The 18,451-nt window shown below is 70.7% G+C and carries 16 protein-coding genes, 1 tRNA gene and 1 pseudogene; 5 read left to right on the top strand and 13 right to left on the bottom strand.

Features of this window, described 5'->3' with window-relative positions; all coding sequences use genetic code 11:
• Nucleotides 1–43 precede the first annotated feature (43 nt).
• Genes P8T65_RS06245 through P8T65_RS06235 form a run of 3 tightly spaced genes read right to left on the bottom strand, consistent with a single transcriptional unit; the run spans nt 44 to nt 2,938 of the window.
• Nucleotides 44–1,486, bottom strand: coding sequence for an NAD(P)/FAD-dependent oxidoreductase (locus P8T65_RS06245; protein ID WP_316724376.1), 1,443 nt, complete (start codon nt 1,484–1,486; stop codon nt 44–46).
• Nucleotides 1,476–1,775 (bottom strand): (2Fe-2S)-binding protein, encoded by a 300-nt coding sequence (locus P8T65_RS06240; protein ID WP_316724375.1) that lies wholly within the window; start codon nt 1,773–1,775, stop codon nt 1,476–1,478. The genes P8T65_RS06245 and P8T65_RS06240 overlap by 11 nt, the downstream gene beginning before the upstream one ends.
• On the bottom strand, nt 1,772–2,938 hold the full coding sequence (locus tag P8T65_RS06235; protein WP_316724374.1) for an FAD-binding oxidoreductase: 1,167 nt from the start codon (nt 2,936–2,938) through the stop codon (nt 1,772–1,774). Before P8T65_RS06235 ends, P8T65_RS06240 begins: the two co-directional genes overlap by 4 nt.
• Nucleotides 2,939–3,622: 684 nt before the next feature.
• Between P8T65_RS06235 and P8T65_RS06230 the strand changes: the two genes are divergently transcribed.
• A complete protein-coding gene (locus tag P8T65_RS06230) occupies nt 3,623–5,056 on the top strand; it encodes a glycoside hydrolase family 43 protein (RefSeq protein WP_316724373.1) in 1,434 nt (477 codons plus the stop codon).
• 285 nt (nt 5,057–5,341) lie between these two features.
• On the opposite strand, the gene P8T65_RS06225 is transcribed toward P8T65_RS06230, so the two are convergent.
• Nucleotides 5,342–5,668, bottom strand: coding sequence for a hypothetical protein (locus P8T65_RS06225; RefSeq protein ID WP_316724372.1), 327 nt, complete (start codon nt 5,666–5,668; stop codon nt 5,342–5,344).
• 392 nt (nt 5,669–6,060) lie between these two features.
• On the opposite strand from P8T65_RS06225, the gene P8T65_RS06220 reads away from it, so the two are divergent.
• Both P8T65_RS06220 and P8T65_RS06215 read left to right on the top strand, forming a co-directional pair.
• Nucleotides 6,061–7,926 (top strand): glycoside hydrolase family 15 protein, encoded by a 1,866-nt coding sequence (locus P8T65_RS06220; RefSeq protein ID WP_316724371.1) that lies wholly within the window; start codon nt 6,061–6,063, stop codon nt 7,924–7,926.
• Nucleotides 7,927–8,257: 331 nt separating this feature from the next.
• Nucleotides 8,258–8,939: pseudogene (locus P8T65_RS06215) on the top strand (glutathione S-transferase C-terminal domain-containing protein); the annotation flags it as partial.
• A gap of 194 nt (nt 8,940–9,133) precedes the next feature.
• Here P8T65_RS06215 and P8T65_RS06210 read toward each other — a convergent pair.
• Genes P8T65_RS06210 through P8T65_RS06200 form a run of 3 tightly spaced genes read right to left on the bottom strand, consistent with a single transcriptional unit; the run spans nt 9,134 to nt 10,757 of the window.
• Nucleotides 9,134–9,616, bottom strand: a complete 483-nt coding sequence (locus P8T65_RS06210) for a DNA starvation/stationary phase protection protein (RefSeq protein ID WP_316724370.1) — start codon at nt 9,614–9,616, stop codon at nt 9,134–9,136.
• A 14-nt stretch (nt 9,617–9,630) separates the two neighbouring features.
• Complete coding sequence (locus P8T65_RS06205) at nt 9,631–9,906, bottom strand: WhiB family transcriptional regulator (protein ID WP_316724369.1); 276 nt, start codon at nt 9,904–9,906, stop codon at nt 9,631–9,633.
• A 41-nt stretch (nt 9,907–9,947) separates the two neighbouring features.
• Entirely contained in the window at nt 9,948–10,757 is an 810-nt protein-coding gene (locus P8T65_RS06200; RefSeq protein WP_316724368.1) for an alpha/beta hydrolase, read from the bottom strand.
• 163 nt (nt 10,758–10,920) lie between these two features.
• Here P8T65_RS06200 and P8T65_RS06195 point away from each other — a divergent pair, with 163 nt between their 5' ends.
• Complete coding sequence (locus P8T65_RS06195) at nt 10,921–11,694, top strand: sulfite exporter TauE/SafE family protein (RefSeq protein ID WP_316724367.1); 774 nt, start codon at nt 10,921–10,923, stop codon at nt 11,692–11,694.
• A 41-nt stretch (nt 11,695–11,735) separates the two neighbouring features.
• On the opposite strand, the gene P8T65_RS06190 is transcribed toward P8T65_RS06195, so the two are convergent.
• Nucleotides 11,736–12,251, bottom strand: a complete 516-nt coding sequence (locus P8T65_RS06190; protein WP_316724366.1) for a DUF309 domain-containing protein — start codon at nt 12,249–12,251, stop codon at nt 11,736–11,738.
• Between the two features lie 99 nt (nt 12,252–12,350).
• Here P8T65_RS06190 and P8T65_RS06185 point away from each other — a divergent pair.
• Nucleotides 12,351–12,424 (top strand) — tRNA-Pro (locus tag P8T65_RS06185).
• A 212-nt stretch (nt 12,425–12,636) separates the two neighbouring features.
• On the opposite strand, the gene P8T65_RS06180 is transcribed toward P8T65_RS06185, so the two are convergent.
• The 5 genes from P8T65_RS06180 to P8T65_RS06160 all read right to left on the bottom strand — a co-directional run bounded on the left by P8T65_RS06180 (nt 12,637) and on the right by P8T65_RS06160 (nt 18,434).
• Nucleotides 12,637–13,458, bottom strand: a complete 822-nt coding sequence (locus P8T65_RS06180) for an NAD-dependent epimerase/dehydratase family protein (RefSeq protein WP_316731501.1) — start codon at nt 13,456–13,458, stop codon at nt 12,637–12,639.
• A 127-nt stretch (nt 13,459–13,585) separates the two neighbouring features.
• Complete coding sequence (locus P8T65_RS06175; protein WP_316731958.1) at nt 13,586–13,744, bottom strand: hypothetical protein; 159 nt, start codon at nt 13,742–13,744, stop codon at nt 13,586–13,588.
• A gap of 419 nt (nt 13,745–14,163) precedes the next feature.
• Nucleotides 14,164–14,370, bottom strand: coding sequence for a hypothetical protein (locus tag P8T65_RS06170; RefSeq protein WP_316724365.1), 207 nt, complete (start codon nt 14,368–14,370; stop codon nt 14,164–14,166).
• A 69-nt stretch (nt 14,371–14,439) separates the two neighbouring features.
• A complete protein-coding gene (locus P8T65_RS06165; protein ID WP_316724364.1) occupies nt 14,440–15,687 on the bottom strand; it encodes an aromatic ring-hydroxylating dioxygenase subunit alpha in 1,248 nt (415 codons plus the stop codon).
• Nucleotides 15,688–15,734: 47 nt separating this feature from the next.
• Entirely contained in the window at nt 15,735–18,434 is a 2,700-nt protein-coding gene (locus P8T65_RS06160; RefSeq protein ID WP_316724363.1) for a PEP/pyruvate-binding domain-containing protein, read from the bottom strand.
• Nucleotides 18,435–18,451 lie beyond the last annotated feature (17 nt).

Here is an 18,451-nt window from a genome sequence, read left to right as displayed (position 1 = left end):
GGGGCGTCGGTGATGGGGCGCGCGTGCGCGTGTCGCGCGGGGCTCAGGGCGGGGCGCCGCCGTCGGAGTCCTCCCCGTTCTCGCCCGCCCGCGCCAGTACGCCCAACGGCACCGGCTGGGCGAACGGCCTTCGGGCGACGCCCGGTTCGCACCCGGCGATCCCCGCGACGGCGGGCCCGCACATCCGGCCCTGGCACCAGCCCATCCCGGCTCGGGTGAGCAGCTTCACCGTCCGGACGTCCCCGGCGCCCAGTTCCGCGACGGCCTGGCGGACGGCTCCGGCGTCGACCTCCTCGCACCGGCAGACGACCGTGTCGTCCGTGACCTGCTCGGTCCAGTGCGCCGGCGGGACGTACACGGAGTCGAGCACGGCGAAGAACTCCCGCAGTGCGGCACGGGACTTGGCGGCACCCGCCCACGCGGCCGGGTCCGGCACCCGCCCCCGGAGGCGGTCGGCGGCCGACCGTCCGGCGATGTGCCCCTCCGCGAGGGAGAGGACCGCGCCGCCGATCCCGGTGGTCTCGCCCGCCGCCCAGACGCCCGGCACATCGGTGCGCTGCTCCTCGTCGACCCACACACGTGGGCCGGTGGACTCGATCCGGCAGCCGAGCGCCTCGGCGAGGTCGGTGTGCGGGAGCAGGCCGTGCCCGACGGCGAGCGCGTCGCAGGGGACGCGCCGGCCCGTCCCGCGCCGGACCCGGCCCTCGGCGTCGAGCGCGGCGACGGTCACGGCCTCCAACCGGTCAGCGCCGTGCGCCTCGACGACGGTGTGCCGGACGAGGGTCCGTACCCGGCGGCGCAGCAACTCGACCGCGTACCCGGCCCCTTCGGCGAGTTTGTCAGCGCGGCCGGCCAGCGCCCCGGCCCGTCGTGCCAGGGCCTTGGGGTCGGCGGACTCCACCAGCGCGGCCACCGTGACTCCCGCCGCCGCGAGCCCGGTCGCCACCGGCAGCAGCAAAGGGCCGGTCCCGGCGACGACCGCCGTACGACCCGACACCGCGAGCGTGCCCTTCAGCATGGCCTGCGCGCCCCCGGCGGTGACCACGCCCGGCAGGGTCCAGCCGGGGAAGGGCAGCACCTTCTCGTAGCTTCCGGTCGCGAGCAGGACGGCGTCCGCGCGCACCTCCACGGGCCGCTCCCGGTCGGGCCCGAGCAGCGCGTGCACGGTGAAGCGCCCAGGGCCCTCGGAGCGCCGCTCCACGCACCACACATGGTGGTCCGGGAGGTGGGTGACGCGTCCGGCGGCCACCTCCCGGGCGAGGCCGTCGCGCAGCCGCTGCCAGGTGCGCCACTGATGGTGCAGGGCCTGCGGGCGCCGGGCGCCGAGCCCGGCCGAGGGCTGCCGGTAGAACTGGCCGCCGGCTGCCCGTCCGGCGTCGACCACGGTGACCCGCACGCCTCGACTCGCCGCCGCCAGGGCCGCGGCGAGGCCCGCGGGGCCGGCGCCGACGATCGCCAGCCGGGGCGGCCCGGGTTCAGTGCTCATGGCCGGTGCCCTCCTGGGTGCGGATCGCGTCGCCCGGCCGGACCGGAACCAGACAAGCCCGTTGATTGGGGCGCTCGTTGACGGTGACCAGGCAGTCGAAGCAGACACCGATGCCGCAGAAGATCCCGCGCGGTCGCCCCGCGCCCCTCGTGCTGCGCCAGGACGTCACGCCGGCGGCCCAGAGCGTGGCCGCGACCGTCTGGCCCGGCAGTGCCTCCAGCTCACGCCCGTCGAGGGTGACGGTGAAGGCGGGCCCCGGTTCCGCCCGGGCCAGTTCCCGTGGGTTCACGCCACGTCCCCCTCGTGCTCCGCGAACCGGTCCGGGCGGAACGGCGCGAGATCCAGCTCGGGCGTCCCGCCCCCGAGCACCTGGGCGATCAGTTGCCCGGTCCCGGTGGCGAGCCCGATCCCGGCACCCTCGTGCCCGCAGGCGTGGAACAGGCCCGGCACCCGCGGGTCCGGCCCGATCGCGGGCAGATGGTCCGGCATGTAGGGCCGGAAGCCGACGTACGTCCGCATCGCGCGCACCTCCTCCAGGAACGGGAACAGCCGGGTGGCGCCTGCCGCCAGGGCCCGTACGACGGGGAGCGAGAACGACCGGTCGAAGCCGACCCGTTCGCGGCTCGCGCCGATCAGCACGGGTCCGGCGGCCGTGCCCTCCACCACGGGGGAGGTCTGGAGCGCCGCCGAGTCGCTGGCCACGTCGGCCACGTAGTCGGCGGCGTACACCTTGTGCCGCACCATCGGCGGCAGCGGTTCGGTGACCAGCACGAAGCCGCGCCGGGGGAGGACCGGCAGGCGCACGTCGGCGAGTGCGGCCAGTTCGCCGCCCCAGGTGCCGGCGGCGTTCACCACCGCGGGGGCGTGGACGTCTCCCCGATCGGTCCGCACGCCGCGCACGGCACCGGACCGTGTGCGCAGCACCTCGGTGACGGTCCTGCCGGTGAACAGCCGGGCCCCGGAGGCCCGTACGAGGTGGGCGGCGGCCAGGGTGGGCATGACCTGGGCGTCCTGGGGGTAGTGGATGCCGCCCGCGAGGCCGGGTGCCAAGTAGGGTTCCAGATCGGCCAGTTGTGCGTCGGTGACGGTGAACGCCGCCACCCCGGCCGCGCGTTGCCCGGCGGCGAACCGCTCCAGCGCGGCCAGGTCCTCCGGCGCGGACGCCACGACGACCCCACCCTTGGCCTCGTACTCGAACGCCTTTCCCAGACCCGGCTCGGCGGCCAGCTCGGCCCACAGGCGGTTGGACAGCAGTGCGAGTTCGAGCTCGGGTCCGGGTTCCTTGTCGGAGACCAGGATGTTGCCCTCGCCGGCGCCGGTCGTGCCGCCGGCCACCGGGCCGCGGTCCATCACGACGACGTCCAGACCCGCACGGGACGCGTACAGGGCGCAGGCCGCGCCCACCATTCCCGCGCCCACCACCACGACGTCGCAGGTCAGTCGCTCGGTCACGCCAGTACTATGTCACATGGTGCTGTGGGGCGGTATGCCCCGGCAACGGGTCCCGGCCGCCGATGAGTGAGCAGTCGATTTCCCTGGTGGGCGGCGCCATGTCGCCCATCGCCCTCGCCTTCGGCGTCCTGGAGGCCACCGACGGTCCGGCCTGGCCGGCCGCGGTCACCACTGCGGCCCTGGTCAGGATGGTTGCGGCGCTACTTCTTGGCGGAGGTGTCGCGGACCGCCACCTGCGCGACACCGTTCTCCGCCTTACCGGCTCGGGTGCCGGCCTCACCCAGGCAGGCGTCGCCTGCGTGCCGCGTCCGCGGCCTGGGACGAGCCGGCGGGCAGGACGGCGGCCGCGACCTACGCCAGCAGCGCGGCGAGCGGTATGTCGAAAGTATTGACGCGTCCAGTTCCCCCCATTTAACGTCTGCCCGATCCTGCGAACATCGTTCGATTTTTCGGACAACCGACGTCGCTCGGAAGGATTGGCTACGAGGCGTCCCCCCCCGGCCGAAGGACCGCAGAAGCAGAAGTCCCACGAGAACAGCACGCCGGCACAGCACTGCCTTCCGCGTCGGGCGGTGACCGCGCCCGTCCCGCCGACGCCGAGAGCGCGCTACCGCCACCACCCCCGCTGGGGGCACCCGCAGAAGGCACCCGCAGAAGGCACCCGCAGAAAGACAGGAAACGTACATGCGCACGCTTCTCTCCCGGCTGCCGGCGCTACTGGTCGCCGCCTGCCTCCTCTTCACAGGCCAAGTCCTGGCCGCACCCGACCGGGCAGCCGCAGCCGACCCCGGCTACCTGATGGTGCACTTCACCGGGGAGGGCGCGACCAACCAGCAGATGTACCTCTCGCACAGCGCGGACGGCGTGCACTGGAACGACCTCAACGGCGGCGGCATGGTCCTGCGCTCCACGGTCGGTACGAAGGGCGTGCGCGACCCCGCACTGGTGAGATCCCCCGACGGCAGCAAGTACTGGATCATCGCGACCGACCTGTGCATCGCCTGTGGGCAGACCTGGAGTCAGTCCATCAACAACGGCAGCCGCAACCTCGTCGTGTGGGAGTCCACCGACCTGGTCACCTGGTCAAAGCCGTGGCTGCTCAACGTCGCCGGCGCGATCCCCGACGGCCGCAACGCGTGGGCACCCGAAGCCATCTGGAACCCCGAGACCAACGACTACGTCCTGTACTGGGCCACCAACGTCCCCTTCAACGGCGCCACAAAGCACCGCATCTTCTACGCCCGCACCAGCGACTTCCGCACCATCAGCACCCCGCAGATCTACATCGACCGCCCCGGCACCCAGGAGATCATCGACACCCAGATCATCGAGGTTCCGGCCGGCGTCGGGAACTACCGCTACGTGCGGGCCTCCGGCGACGGCCAGATCACCCTGGAGGGCAGCAACTCCATCCTCGGGACGTGGACCAGGCTCGGTGACCTCTCCGGCATCGGTCTGACCGGGTCGATGGTCGAGGGCCCGATGTGGATGAAGTTCAACGGCACCAACAAGTGGGCGCTCTACCTCGACCAGTACGCCACCAACCGCGGCTACATGCCGGTCACCACGACCGACCCGTCCAACCCCGCCGCCTACCAGCAGTTGGCGTCGACCAGCTACAACATGGGCGGCACCAAGAAGCGCCACGGCTGGATCATGAACCTCACGGCCGCCGAGGAGAGCCGCGTACTCGCCCGCTGGCCCAACACGCCGGCGCAGCGGCTCCAGTCGTTCAACTTCCAGGACCGCTACGTACACCACACCAACTTCGACGTGCGTATCGATCCGAACGTCAGCCCCGTCGAGGACTCCCAGTTCCGGCTGCGGCCCGGCCTGGCCGGCACCGGCACCGTCTCCTTCGAGTCGGTGAACCACCCCGGCTACTTCCTGCGGCACTTCAACTACGACTTCCAGCTCGTGCACAACGACGGCAGCAGCCAGTTCGCCGCGGACGCGACCTTCCGGCAGGTCGCCGGGCTCGCAGACTCCACCTGGTCGTCGTTCCAGTCGTACAACCACCCCGACCGCTACATCCGCCACTACGCCTACCAGTTGCGACTCGACCCGATCACCACCGCGACCGGGCGCAGTGACGCCACCTTCCGCGTGACGAGCTGACCCGACACCGACAGGGATGCCGGCGTCTCCAGGGAGAGCGCCGGCTCCTTCCGGAGGAATCCTGGCATCCGTACGGGCAGCCGGGAGTGTTGGGATGCGATGGTGCGCCGGGGCCTCGCAGTGGAAGCCCAGCATCGCTTGGGGCACCGCCAGGGTCACCAGTTCGGCATCGGTCAGGCGCGGCGGACGCCCACGCCACCGCAGGCTCTGGCTCTTCAAACGGTCATCGTCTCCCCGGCCGCCGCCTCAGCGTCACGGCGGGGAGCGTAGCGGCCGGAGCGGCGATCAGAGCCCGAGCCCCTGCACCATCTCGTCCACGACCACCTGGCAGCGGGGCAAGGGCCGCCGGTCCCTTCGGGCCGGTGCCGCGTCGTCACCGGAGGCCCGGTCGGCTCGGTCGGCCCGGTCCGTTCGGTCCGTTCGGTCGGTCCGGTCCGTCGGGACCGTGGGCGCCGCCACCGGGATCTCCCGCAGCCACTGCCGTACGACCGCCACGGGCAGGCCGTGGCGGTGCGCGGCCTCCCGCGCCGTGATCCTGCCGGAGAGGACGTCCGCGAGGGTACGGATCCGCTCGGTGGGGGAGATCTCCGAGGCTTTCGCGGAAGCGTTCAAGAGCCGGTCCTTTCCGTGGACGTCCACCCATGTCGCGGTCGAGCCGCCGGTGCTTCGTACGTGCTGCCGGTGCTCCGTACATGCCGCCGGCGCTCGACCGTGGTGCGACGGGACTCCGTACGCGGTGCGCGGTGCTCGGAACAGGGTCGTGTGCAGCTTCCGGCCGTGCGGGGGCGCGGTCCTTGCCGTCGCGTGGCCCGCGACCGTCCGGCAGGTGAAGACCCTCGGTCACCCCCCACCGCCCGCCCCACGCCCGGTCACCCTTCCGGCCGAGTACCTGGCTGGACCCTCGGTACTCCTCCCGCGCGCAAGTCCGCCACGACGGGAACCCGCGGGAACTCGAACGCCCCACCCCGCATGCCGCGCGCCCTCGGCCCCCCGACACTGACCCCATGCCAGGACAGCCCAGCCGCATCGAGGACTACGCCCTCATCGGCGACCTCCTCAGCGCCGCCCTCGTGGGCAAGGACGGCAGCATCGACTGGCTCTGCCTCCCCCGCTTCGACTCGCCCGCCTGCTTCGCCGCCCTGCTCGGCGACGAGGACAACGGACGCTGGCGCATCGCCCCCGCCGACGAGAACGGCCCCTACGCCCGCCGCCGCTACCGGGACGACACGGCGATCCTGGAGACGGAGTGGGAGACCACCGCCGGCCAGGTCCTGGTCACCGACTTCATGCCGTGCCGCAAGACCGGCGCCCCCAGTGTCGTACGCATCGTCGAAGGTCTCTCCGGAACCGTCGACATGCGGATGGACCTGCGGCTCCGCTTCGACTACGGCCGGGTCCTGCCCTGGATGCGCCGCCGCGGCGGCGCGCTGACGGGCACCGCCGGACCCGAGTCGGTGTGGCTGCGCACCCCCGTGCGGCCGGTCGGCCACGGCACGGCCCACACCGCCGTGTTCCCGGTCGCGGCGGGCGAACGGATCCCCTTCGTGCTGACCTGGCACCCCTCCCACCTGTCCGCACCACACCCGGTGGACCCCTTCGAGGCACTGCGCAGCACCGAGTCGTACTGGCGCCGCTGGCTGCGCAGGCTCACCTACGACGGGCCCTACCGTGACGCCGTCGCCCGCTCCCTGATCACGCTCAAGGCCCTGACGTACCAGCCGACCGGCGGCATCGTCGCCGCGCCGACCACCTCCCTGCCGGAGGAGATCGGCGGCGTACGGAACTGGGACTACCGGTTCTGCTGGCTGCGGGACGCGGGCATGACGCTGGAGGCCTTGCTGCGCAGCGGTTTCAAGGCCGAGGCCGACGCCTGGCGCGCCTGGCTGGAGCGGGCTGTGGCGGGGCGGCCCGAGGACGTGCAGATCATGTACGGCATCGCGGGGGAGCGGCGCCTCACCGAGTGGGAGGTCGACTGGCTGCCGGGCTACGAGGGGTCGCGCCCGGTCCGGATCGGCAACGCCGCCGCCGGGCAGCAGCAGCTCGACGTGCCAGGTGAGGTGATGGACGCGATCCATCTGTCGATCGGCTGCGGGCTGCGCCCCCGCAAGCATCTGGTGTCGCTCCAGGCGGTGTTCCTGGAGCACCTGGAGCGGGCCTGGACCGAGCCCGACCAGGGGCTGTGGGAGATGCGCGGCGCCCCCCGTCACTACACGCACTCCAAGGTGATGTGCTGGGTCGCCTTCGACCGGGCGGTCCGGCTGGCGGAGGCGCACGGCCGGCCCGGTCCGGTGGAGAGATGGCGCGAGGTCCGTGACCGTATCCACCGTGAGGTCTGCGAGCGGGCCTACGACCCGGAGCGGAACACCTTCACCCAGTCGTACGGCTCCCGGGAGCTCGACGCCGCGCTGCTGCAGATCCCGCAGACCGGGTTCCTGCCGCCGGACGACCCGCGGGTGATCGGCACCGTCGAGGCCGTGCAGCGCGAACTCCTCTCGGACGGGCTGGTGGCCCGTTACTCGGCGGGTGCCGCCGACTCGCCGGACGGCCTCGTCGGTGGCGAGGGCGCCTTCCTCGCCTGCTCCTTCTGGCTCGCGGACGCCCTGCTGGTGATCGGCCGGGAGGACGAGGCCCGCGCGCTGTACGAACGGCTGCTGGAACTACGCAACGACGTCGGACTGCTCGCCGAGGAGTACGACCCCCGTGCCCGCCGCCAACTCGGCAACTTCCCACAGGCGTTCACCCACGTCCCGCTGATCCGGGTCGCCTACGAACTCGACCTGCACGCCCCGCACGCCCGCCGCGAGGACCCGAGGAAACCCCAGGATGTCCACTCCTCGGACGACGCGAACAATTCCCGGGCAGCCTCTTGACGCGAGGCGTGGGCGGCCCCCACTCCAGGTGGGGTATTTCCTAGTGAACGGGTAGGGAATGATGGGGCGTCTGGAGCCGGTGGTCACTCGTGTGCCGCGCACGCGCCGGCAGCCCCTTCTGCTGACCTCCCGCCTCCCTATCGATCTGCTGCGCGTCTGCAGCGCAGGAAGCCCCTCTCCGATCTGACCGGGTCGACCGAGCCGACCCGCGTCGAGCCGAGTCGCCGACGTGGCACGCCACAGCGCGCGCGTCCGTGTACTCGCGTCACCACCGCTTTCTCGCGTCGTCGCGTCACCGCGCCGCCACGCACCAGAACCCCCGGGGAGACACATGTCCGCCATGCCCGTCCACGCCCTGAACGCCGTCCCGTCGCCGCGGCTCCCTGCCCTCCTTCCGGGGCAGGATCGGCTACGACGCGCGCAGTGGCCACTACGCCGTGCCGCGCCGCTACCGGCTCCATCTCTCGCTCTCCTGTCCGGGCGCCCTGTGCATCGCCGTCGTCCACAGCCTCCTCGGGCTCGCGGACGTCTGTCCCGTGACCCTCCTGCCCGCCGTGCCCGACGGTCCGGACGGCGAACACTCCGCGCTGCGCCCGCTGTACGAGGCGAGCGCCCACCGCTACCCCGGAGCGGCCGTGGCGCGCGTGCTCAGCGACGACTGGTCCGGACGAACGTCAGCACCCATGCCCCCGACATCATGCGCGACCTCGCCCGTCGCTTCGGCGCCGACCGCCCCACGCTCTACCCGGAGGGTGCGGAGGCGGAGACCGAGGGGCTCACGCGCCTCTGCGAGCAAGGCATGGACGGGGCGGCGCAGCGCGCCGGACGGGCCGACGCCGACGACCTCGAACGCCGTGACGCGCTCGGCTCCCTGCTGCGCACCCTGCGCTCCGGAGGCCCGGCTCGCCGGGCAGGAGTATGTACTCGGTGATCAACTCTCCGTCGCCGACGTCGAGTTGTGGGTGGCTCTGGTGCGGCTCGACACCGTGCACCGCTGGCACCTGGATGCCTCCGGCCGCGCGACACCACGGGACACTACGGGACACGCGACATGCGACGCGCCGGGCCGCCGGAGCCCCCGACCGCTGCGAGGCGGTCGGGGGCTCCGGCGGCCCGCGGTCCTCGACGGGGCACTGGTGTGCCCGACGTCGTATGTCGGATGTCGGGCGTCGTACCCGATGTCAGTCCTTGCGGTCGGTCCACACGGTCAGTCCTCGCGCGGCCAGTTCTCGGCCTCGAACATCCAGCGCTGCTTCTCCAACTCGTAGGTGAGCGAGATCAGCAGGTCCTGGGTGACCTTGTCGGCCTCCTCGGCCGCGTCGATCCGCTTCCGCAGCCGCCCGATCGCTTCCTCCAGCGCCCCCACCAGCAGCCGTACGACCTCGGTGTCCCGCAGCCAGCCCTCCTTCGGCTCCCGCAGATCGAACCGTGCCGCGACGGTCTCCGGTCGGCCGTCCGGGGAGACCCCGAGCGCGGCGGCGCGTTCGGCGACCTGATCGGCGTAGGACCGTGTCGTGGACACCACCTCGTCGAGCTGCAGGTGGATCGAACGGAACCTCGGCCCCACGATGTTCCAATGGGCCTGCTTGCCGATCAGTGAGAGCCCCAGCAGATCCACCAGGCTCTCCTGCAGCGCGTCGCCCGCGATCCGGCGGGCGGGCTCGGGCAGCGTGCTCCTCACCACCGTCATCTACGCGTCACTCCTCATCGCTTCGTACCGGCGAGAGCCTCGTGCCGGGCGGCGTCGGCGCTCCCGGTTCTGCGGAGCAGGTCGGTGCGTTCCTCCTCGCCCATGCCGCCCCACACGCCGGCCGTCTGCCCGTTGCCGAGCGCCCACATGAGGCACTCGCGGCGCACCGGGCAGCGGCCACAGACACGTTTGGCGGCGGCGACGTCGTCGAGCGCCGGTCCTGTGGTGCCCACGGGGAAGAACAGGTCGGGGTCCTCTCCCACGCAGGCCGCTCTCCGCAACCACTCCATGCGGGGCCGGGTGCCCAGCGCGGAGGACGGAAAACGCGGGTTCAGCTACCCAGCACGCCGTCCACGAACTCCGTGACGTCCGCGAGCACTTCGCTCCGGTTCGTCTCGTTGAACACCTCGTGCCGGGCGCCCGGGTAGACGCGCTCGGTCCACTCGGTCCCGCGCAGCTCCTCGATCCCCGTACGGCTGCCGGGCAGCGGCACGATCCGGTCGTCGTCGCCGTGCAGCCACAGCAGCGGGAGCGGACCGATGGACCCGCCCTTCGAGATCGCCTCCAATGTGCGGTCGATCGCCTCCAGCGTCGGCCGCTTGAACGGGCCGTGCCACACCAGCGGATCGTTCGCGTACGCGGCGCCGACGGCCATGTCCCGCGACAGCAGCTTCGGGTCGAGCGGCACCTCGGGGACCCGGGGCGGCGTGAGCAGCGCCCGCAGGGGCCCCCAGATCCCGATCAGCGGCCCGGACAGGACGAGCGCCGCGAGTCCGGAGCCGTAGCGCTGGGCGTACCGCGCGCCGATCAGACCGCCCATGGAGTGACCGATCAGCACCACCGGCAGCCCCGGGTACGCGGCCCGCGCCAGCACCTCCACGGCGTGCACATCGGAGACCACGTCCTCGAAGTCCTCGATCAGCACCCGCTCGCCCGCCGACCTGCCGTGCCCCAGATGATCGGGACCGAACACCACCGCGCCGTGCCGCACCAGGGCGTCGGCCACATGCTCGTAGCGGCCGATGTGCTCCCCGTACCCGTGCACCAGGAGCACGACGTACCGCGCGCTCTCGCACGGCCACTCCCGCGCGGTGACACCGCCCCGCGTACCGGCGAAGCTGTGCTCGCGCGAGTCGGCCATGACTCCTCCAACTACGTCGGTGAAGGTACCCGGGGGATCTTGCCAGCCCGTCGGACGATGGTCCATGGGCCGTCCGGGGCCAAAGCGCCGAGCCGGGCGGCAGGGCCGACTGGCGAGACGGTTCTGCCGCGCGCCGATAGGTGCGCATAGCATCGGTCCCCGCATGAACACGATGACTCTCTGGCACCTGTCCACGGCCGGGTTCGCGGCCCTCGCCTTCGCGGCCCTGCTCGTCGGCTTCTCGAAGACCGCCGTGAGCGGTGCCAACACGGTCAGCCTCGCGATCTTCGCCGCCGTGCTGCCCGCGCGCGCCTCGACGGGCGTCCTCCTGCCGATCCTGATCGTCGGCGACGTCCTCGCGGTGCTCACCTACCGCAGGCACGCCCACTGGCCCACCCTGTGGAAGCTCTTCCCGGCGGTCGGCGCCGGTGTGCTCCTCGGCACGCTGTTCCTGGTCTGGGCCGACGACCAGGTCGTCCGCACCTCCATCGGCGCGATCCTGCTGCTGATGACGGCCGTCACCATCTGGCGCCGCCGTACGGTCGACAAGGACGACGAACCCGACGCGATCACCACCCGCGCGGGCCGCGTCAAGGCCCGCTCGTACGGCGTACTCGGCGGTTTCACCACCATGGTCGCCAACGCCGGCGGCCCCGTGATGTCGATGTACCTGCTCTCGGCGGGCTTCCGGAAGCTCGGCTTCCTCGGCACGTCGGCGTTCTTCTTCCTCATCGTCAACGTCTCCAAGGTCCCGTTCAGCGTGGGTCTCGGACTCATCGACGCGCACTCGCTGCTGCTGGACGCCGCGCTCGCCCTGTTCGTCGTCCCCGGCGCGTTCCTCGGCAAGTGGGCGGTGAACCGCATCAACCAGAGGCTGTTCGAGCAGCTGGTGATTGCGGCGACGATCGTGGGCGGCCTGCAACTACTGCTCCGCTGAGCCCTTCGCCCCGTACCGCGCCGAGTCCGGGGCCTGCGCTGTCAGCCCCGCAACCGCGGCGCCCACGCCTCCGCGTCGACCGCGGCCCCCTCCCGCTCCACGACATCGGCCAGCCGCCGGGCCCACGCGCCCACCCCGGCCAGATCGACGCCGTACGGATGCGACCGCCCGCTCCCGGCGCCCCATTCCTCCACGGCACCGGCGCCGCGCCGCAGCAGCCGTGCACCGCCCTTGACGTTCCCGCGCGCCGAGTGCGTGAGCCCCACCGCGAGCTGGGCGAGGCCACGCCACAGCGCCCGCTCCTCGTCGGGGCCGGACTTCCAGGCGTCCTCGAAGACCTCGTGCGCATGGAACGGCTTCCCCGCGTCCAGCAGCGCCTGCGCCTCGGCGACCGTCCGCTCGGGGTCCCGCACCACCCCCTCGGGCTGCCGCTCCACACCCGGCGCCCCGTACGGCAACGGGCGCCCCAACCCGTCCCGGGGCCGCGCGCTCCGCGCCCGCCCCTCCTCGTCCCGGTCCCGCTCCGGCGCCGTCCCGTCCTCCGCTGTCCCGCTCATGCCCCGATTGTCCCTCGCCGCTCACCGGCCACCGGGCAGTGGCCGACGTACGGTAAAGTTCTCAGTGCGCGATCACGCGGTTCTCCGCGGACAGCGCACCGGGACGTGGCGCAGCTTGGTAGCGCACTTGACTGGGGGTCAAGGGGTCGCAGGTTCAAATCCTGTCGTCCCGACTTTACGAAGTCGCGGATCAGGGGCCGTTTCAGAGGAGATCTGAAACGGCCCCTTGATCATTTTTGGGGAACGGTTGGGGGCCAGCGCACTTGACGGTGCTGAAGCGCACCTTGACCCGGTCAAGGTGCGCCAAACGGTCCGTTGACGTGCGCCGGCGTTCTCGCTCCACCCGCCTCAGGCGCCGCTCAGCCGGGGCTCTCTCCGGCGGTTCTCACGGGAGAGCGCGGGCGGAGTGGGGCAGGCCGGAGGCGGTCTCGCGGAACCAGGCCACAGTGTGCTTGAGACCGGCCTCGACGGAAACGGACGGCTCCCAGGCGAGTTCCCGTCGGGCCAGGGAGATGTCGGGACGGCGCAGATCCGGGTCGTCCTCGGGGCGGTCGACGAACACCAGGGGAGATGTGGAACCGGTGAGTTCCCTGAGTAGAGTGGCCACCTCCAGGACGGTGAGTTCCTCGGGGTTTCCCAGGTTCACGGGTCCGGCGACATCCGACCGGAGCATACGAACGATCCCCGACACCAGATCGTCCACATAGCAGAGGGGCCTGGTCTGCGTACCGCGGCCGGTGATCGTCATGGGCTCGCCGGAAAGTGCCTGAGTGATGAAGGCGGGAATCGCGCGGCCGTCATCCCGCCGCATTCTGGGGCCGAATGTGTTGAAGATGCGGATGATGGCAGTGTCGACTCCGTGCGTGCGGCGGTATGCCATGGTGAGTGCTTCGGAGAAACGCTTGGATTCGTCGTACACGCTGCGCGGTCCGACCGGGTTGGTGTGCCCCCAGTAACTCTCGGGCTGCGGATGGACCTGCGGATTTCCGTACGTTTCGCTGGTGGACGCGAACAGGAAGCGAGCCTTGTAGTCCGCCAGGGATGCCGGGGAAGCGAGGTGGAGCACCGCGTCGACCGGACCGGATATGTCACAGCTCTCCGCCACGTCGAGCGACTCCACCTGGAGTCTTCCGGAGGAGAGGGAAGACTTCAGATTCTCCCTGCGCCCGGAGCTGAAATTGTCGACGCAGACCACTTCCGTGCCCAGGCCGGTGACATAGTCGCACAGGTGTGATCCGATGAACCCGGCGCCACGGTAATGACTATCCGACTGAATCCCATTGCCCCACTTCCGGTCATCACATTGGTTCCATGAGCGGCCACCGTAAAGATGCTCAATGGCCTCCGCTCGGTGAAGGGGCAGAACCGGTCTGATAAGCGGCGGCCTGCAGACCGTAGAGTTCCGCGTAGTGGCCGCCCGATGACATCAGTTCCTCGTGCGTGCCGACCTCCACCAAGTGTGAGCCGTCGAGAACGGCGATGAGGTCGGCCATCCTGGTCACCCATCTGGAGGAACTGGCGGCCTGGAAGCCGGTCGAGGAGGAACAGCGGTGCGGCAGCGATTCCTGGCAATGGCAGGACACCATCCGCGAGCTCAGGCGCAAGGGCGCACGATGTCGTGCCGTGACAGGCCCTGGCGGGTCGGCCTCTTGACCCGGCGGCGACCGTTGGACGCGCGTCACGGACATGCCCCATGGGGACCAGTTGGGGACCGGACGGTGTCCGCGCACCTGAACGGTACGCGCGGCGCCGTACGCCACGCTCCTTGATTTCTCGCCGTATGTGCAGACAAAAAAGGATGACCCCTGCTCCTGGGGGTCAAGGGGGCGCAGGTTCGAATCCTGTCGTCCCGACTCGATGGAGTCGTAGGTCAGGGCCGGTTTCGGAGGCATCCGAAACCGGCCCTCGATCGTCAAGCGGCGAGGTCACTGGAGTGGCCTGGAATCCGGCAACTCGACTCCATGGAACCCGGATCGACGCCGTCGGCGAGGCCGAGCCCGGTGCGGAGAATCTCCTGCCATGCCGCTCCCAGCCTGGCCGCGCCGCAGCCGGACGAGAACGCCCGGGCCGCGCCGCGCGCCTGCGGCATGTCGTCGATCGGTACTTCGTCTTCTGTCACGCTCGCCGTTCCCCTCGTCTGTGTGCGCGGAAGGCGGCGCCGCGGCGGCCCCTGGCGGGCGGGGTGGGCTCACCCTGCCGCGGCACCGGACCAGGTCTCGACCTCGTCGCTCGGGGGCACGGTGGGGGCGGAGTTACCGTTGAGCTTGCCGTTGCCGTTGCCGTTGCCGTTGCCGTTGCCGTTGGCAGAGGACGGCGCGTCCCGTACGTCCAGGTCCTCGGCCATGTCCATCCCGCCGACCATGCCGTCGCCGGTGTCGTGGACCGTCTCCTGGCGGCGCTCCCCGGCCTCCCGCAGCAGCCGGGCGCGGGTCTTGATGAACTTGGCGTTCATCTCGTCCACCGGGATGAACTTGTTGACGCCGCCGCCGCTGATCCGGGGCTCCTGCTTCGCCATGATCTTGAAGTCCTGCGGGTCCTGGACGAACTTCTCCAGGTACACCTGGAGTGTGGACATCAGGCGCCGCAGCGCCGGCAGTCGCAGGATCGGCTTCAGTTGCGGGAACTCGTAGACGCGGAAGATGTGCTGGGTGTGTTCCTCGTCCACCGGCATGAACCAGGACGTCGTCTCGAACGCCTCGGTCTGCACGTGCACCATGCAGGGGAACGAGAACGTGATGACGTAGTGGATGCTCTTGCTCGGATCGTCCTCCTGGCCGTGGTCGAACGAGTACCGGAACGTCATTCCGTCGTCGTCCGTCTCCACATGATGGTTGTGGATCATGGTGGCCTTGAGGAAGTTCTGCTTCCCGTCCAGGCCGAACTTGCGCAGCGTCCCGTACAGGAAGTTGAAGTCCAGGTAGTTCAGCCAGTGATCCCGGTGCACATAGGTCACGTGGTAGAACTCCTGGACGCTCTCGATGTACCGCGTGTAGTGGACCGGCTTCTCCCACGAGATCGTGGAGTAGAGGCCCTCGTGCTCCCGGATCTCGCGGGGCGCGATGATGTCCGGACGCTCGTCCGCCGGGCGGTCGTCGCCCCACCACATCCAGATCAGGCCGTGACGCTCCTGTACCGGGTACGAACGGATCTTGAGCGACCCGGGTATACGGGCGTTCCTGCCCATCGCCGGGGTCAGCGTGCACGTGCCCTCGGAGTTGAACAGGAAGCCGTGGTACGGGCACTCGACCGCGTTGCCCTTCAGACGGCCGTCACCCAGGTCGGCCCCTTTGTGCGGGCACCGTGCGTCCTGGACGACGACGTTGCCGTCCATGTCCCGCCACAGCACCAGCTGCATGCCGAGGCGGCGCAGGCTCGTGGGCTTCTTCGTGTTGACATCCGTGGATATGGCGATCGGGTACCACAGGTCGGGGATCATCCGTCTCTCCTGTCTCGGGTGCGTTGTCTCCTGGTGCAGAACCGCCCTCAGGGGCCCGCGGGTTCGACGACCTCCACCGTTCCGGCGTCGCCGTCGACGGCGATGAGGTCGCCGGTGTGGATGATCTGAGTCGCGTGCTTGGTGTTGACCACCGACGGAACGTTGAACTCCCGCGCGACGATCGAGCTGTGCGAGAGCATCGAGCCGATGTCGGTGACGACACCGCCGGCGATGGCGAACAGCGGGGTCCAGGTCGCGTCCGTGAAGCCGGTCACGAGGATCTCCCCCGCCTCGAACTCGTCCGCCTGCCAGACCAGGTCCTCCACGATGCGGGCCCGGCCCACCACGCGTCCGGGGCTGGAGCCGAGGCCCTCCAGGCGCGCACCGTCCGGCGCCCGCCGCACCGCCGTGGCGGGGTCGTGGTGGCCGATGAAGGTGAGCGGCGGTTCCGGGAGCCGCTTGTGGTACTCGTGCACGCGGCGTGCCTCCTCGATCCGGGCACGAGCGAAGGCTGCCGTCTCCGTGGCGTCACCGGCGAGATAGTCGCGTACGTCCTCGAAGTCGAGGTACATGACCTCGTCCAGCGAGGTCAGCACGCCGGCCTCCACCAGTCGGCGCCCGACCTCGTAGACCACGCTCCGGACCAGCCAGATCGACGTGATCATCGACATCCGGGTCGCTTCGCGCAGTTCACTCGTCCCCTCGTACAGGGAGATGACGCCCTCCAGCACCCTCCTCTTCAGGAACGGCAGACGGTCCAGCACGTCGCGGGAGTCGTCGTGGTAGCCGCTGCTGCGCTGCATGAGGTCATCGGCGGAGAAGCCGTCGGCGGCGTAGCGGCGGATCATCTGGAACAGGTACGAGGGGTCGTCCACCCAGCGCGGATGGGTCAACTCCATCTCCTGGGGGCCACGGGTGCCGTTGGCGCGCAGGAAGGACTCCATGTGCAGGTCCCAGTAGGCCCGGCCCTCCTCGTCCGCGCGCAACGTGGCTTCCAGGGTGCCCAGCGGCTCCTGCTCGATGATCTTCAGGACCCGAGGCGACTCCTTGGCGGCCTGGGCGAGGGACCAGATCTCCTTGGCGCATCCGACGGTTCGCAGGTTCGACATGTCCGTCTTGACGCGGTTCTGGAGGTTGGCGCCGTCCGTGCCCAGCCAGAGCGAGCACAGCTCGGTCAGCACGCCGTAGAACCCGAACGCGTTGATGTAGTACGGCATGTAGCCCACGTGCATGTCATGGAAGTAGCCGAGCCGCCGGTTCAGTTCCATGTGCAGTTCGCGGCGTGTCATCCGGGTCAGGTCCAGGCCGCGGGCCCGGTCGAACTCGTACAGGCGGGAGGCGACCATCTCCTTGGACCGGGGCTGTGCCCGGGCCATCTCGGTGGCGGTGGTGCGCACCCAGAAGGCGAGCGACAGGAGGTCCTGCGTGCCGGACGGGAAACTGCCGAAGGGGTTTTCGTAGCCCGTGGTGTCGAGTTCCTCGCTCACGAAGCGGTTGGTGAAACGGCTCTGGTCGCGGGTGGGCAGCGCCTGCTGCATCACGTAGGCGCTGTAGGAGATGTTGAGGTAGACGTGCCCCTGGACGTAGCCCATGGGCAGATCGGGGTCACCGGTGGTGCGCACGCCGAGCGCGGCCGTGCAGTCCAGGTGGACGTGCTGCTGGTAGTACTTGGCGAAACTCACTCCCAGCGGTGTCATCAGACCGACGAAGATCTCGCCGATGTCCATGCGCGACCACAGGGTGCCCTGCTCGATGGGGTCCGGCTGCGGCGTGACGTACGTGCCGGGCGCGGCCCGATCCGCCTTCTTGCGGGTGGTGACGGGGCGGGCCTGGAAGACGTGGAAGGCGCCGTCGCGCATGCCCCACTCGATGTCCTGCTCGTGGCCGTAGTGCTCGCGCACTCGCAGGGCCAGGCGCGTCAGTTCGGCCAGCTGGTCATGGGTCAGGCAGGGTGCGTGGCGCGCGGTGCCCTCGACCTTGGTCACGCCGATACGGCCGGGGGCGATCGGGGCGCACTTGGTGACCTTGTGGCGCACCCGCTCCTCGACGACCTCCAGGGTGCGGTCGTCCACGACGAAGTAGTCGCTGGAGACCCGGCCCGCGACCAGCCCTTCCCCGAGGCCGACGCACGCCTCGATCACGATCCGGTGCTCGCGCGCGCTGACCGGGTCGACGGTGAACAGGACGCCACTGACGTCGGTGTGCACCATCTCCTGCACCACCACCGCGATGGAGCCCGGCAGTTCTCCTTCCTCCCGGTAGGCGGCGGCCCGGTCGGACCACAGGGACGCCCAGCACTGCCGGACCGCGTCCAGGAGGTCCTCGTCGCCCGCCACGTCGAGGACCGTGTCGTGCTGGCCGGCGAAGGACTGGACGGTGGAGTCCTCCTTCTGCGCGGAGGAGCGCACCGCCACCCGGGGCCGCCCCAGGGCGGCGTACGCGGCGAGCACGGCTTCGGCGATCGGGGCGGGCACCGGTGTGGCGAGGACCAGTTCGCGGGCGGTGCGGCTGTCCACGCCGGACAGCGCGCGGGCCAGGCCCGTCTCGTCGAGGAAGGCGTCGAACAGTTCCGTGGTGAGGCAGAAGGCAGGCGGCACCGGAAGGCCGGCGGCCGTCAGTTCGGCGAGCCGGGCCGCCTTGCCACCGAGGACGTCGAGGACGTCGGGGAGGGCGGCGGGCTCGGAGCCGAGCAGCACGATCCGCTCGGACAAGGGCGTGGAATCCGTGTCGGGCGCGTGAACGGTCATGGTGAGATCTCCTGGAC

The organism is Streptomyces sp. 11x1, from assembly GCF_032598905.1.
Classification (GTDB): Bacteria; Actinomycetota; Actinomycetes; order Streptomycetales; family Streptomycetaceae; genus Streptomyces.
This window is presented reverse-complemented; position numbering and strand designations above follow the sequence as displayed.

What these genes read in the sequence shown, in the direction of transcription:
- P8T65_RS06245 (WP_316724376.1), bottom strand. Translation starts at nt 1,486, where the DNA reads ATGAGCACTGAACCCGGGCCGCCCCGGCTGGCGATCGTCGGCGCCGGC.
- P8T65_RS06230 (WP_316724373.1), top strand. Translation starts at nt 3,623, where the DNA reads ATGCGCACGCTTCTCTCCCGGCTGCCGGCGCTACTGGTCGCCGCCTGC.
- P8T65_RS06220 (WP_316724371.1), top strand. Translation starts at nt 6,061, where the DNA reads ATGCCAGGACAGCCCAGCCGCATCGAGGACTACGCCCTCATCGGCGAC.
- P8T65_RS06210 (WP_316724370.1), bottom strand. Translation starts at nt 9,616, where the DNA reads ATGACGGTGGTGAGGAGCACGCTGCCCGAGCCCGCCCGCCGGATCGCG.
- P8T65_RS06205 (WP_316724369.1), bottom strand. Translation starts at nt 9,906, where the DNA reads ATGGAGTGGTTGCGGAGAGCGGCCTGCGTGGGAGAGGACCCCGACCTG.
- P8T65_RS06200 (WP_316724368.1), bottom strand. Translation starts at nt 10,757, where the DNA reads ATGGCCGACTCGCGCGAGCACAGCTTCGCCGGTACGCGGGGCGGTGTC.
- P8T65_RS06195 (WP_316724367.1), top strand. Translation starts at nt 10,921, where the DNA reads ATGAACACGATGACTCTCTGGCACCTGTCCACGGCCGGGTTCGCGGCC.
- P8T65_RS06190 (WP_316724366.1), bottom strand. Translation starts at nt 12,251, where the DNA reads ATGAGCGGGACAGCGGAGGACGGGACGGCGCCGGAGCGGGACCGGGAC.
- P8T65_RS06175 (WP_316731958.1), bottom strand. Translation starts at nt 13,744, where the DNA reads ATGGCCGACCTCATCGCCGTTCTCGACGGCTCACACTTGGTGGAGGTC.
- P8T65_RS06165 (WP_316724364.1), bottom strand. Translation starts at nt 15,687, where the DNA reads ATGATCCCCGACCTGTGGTACCCGATCGCCATATCCACGGATGTCAAC.
- P8T65_RS06160 (WP_316724363.1), bottom strand. Translation starts at nt 18,434, where the DNA reads ATGACCGTTCACGCGCCCGACACGGATTCCACGCCCTTGTCCGAGCGG.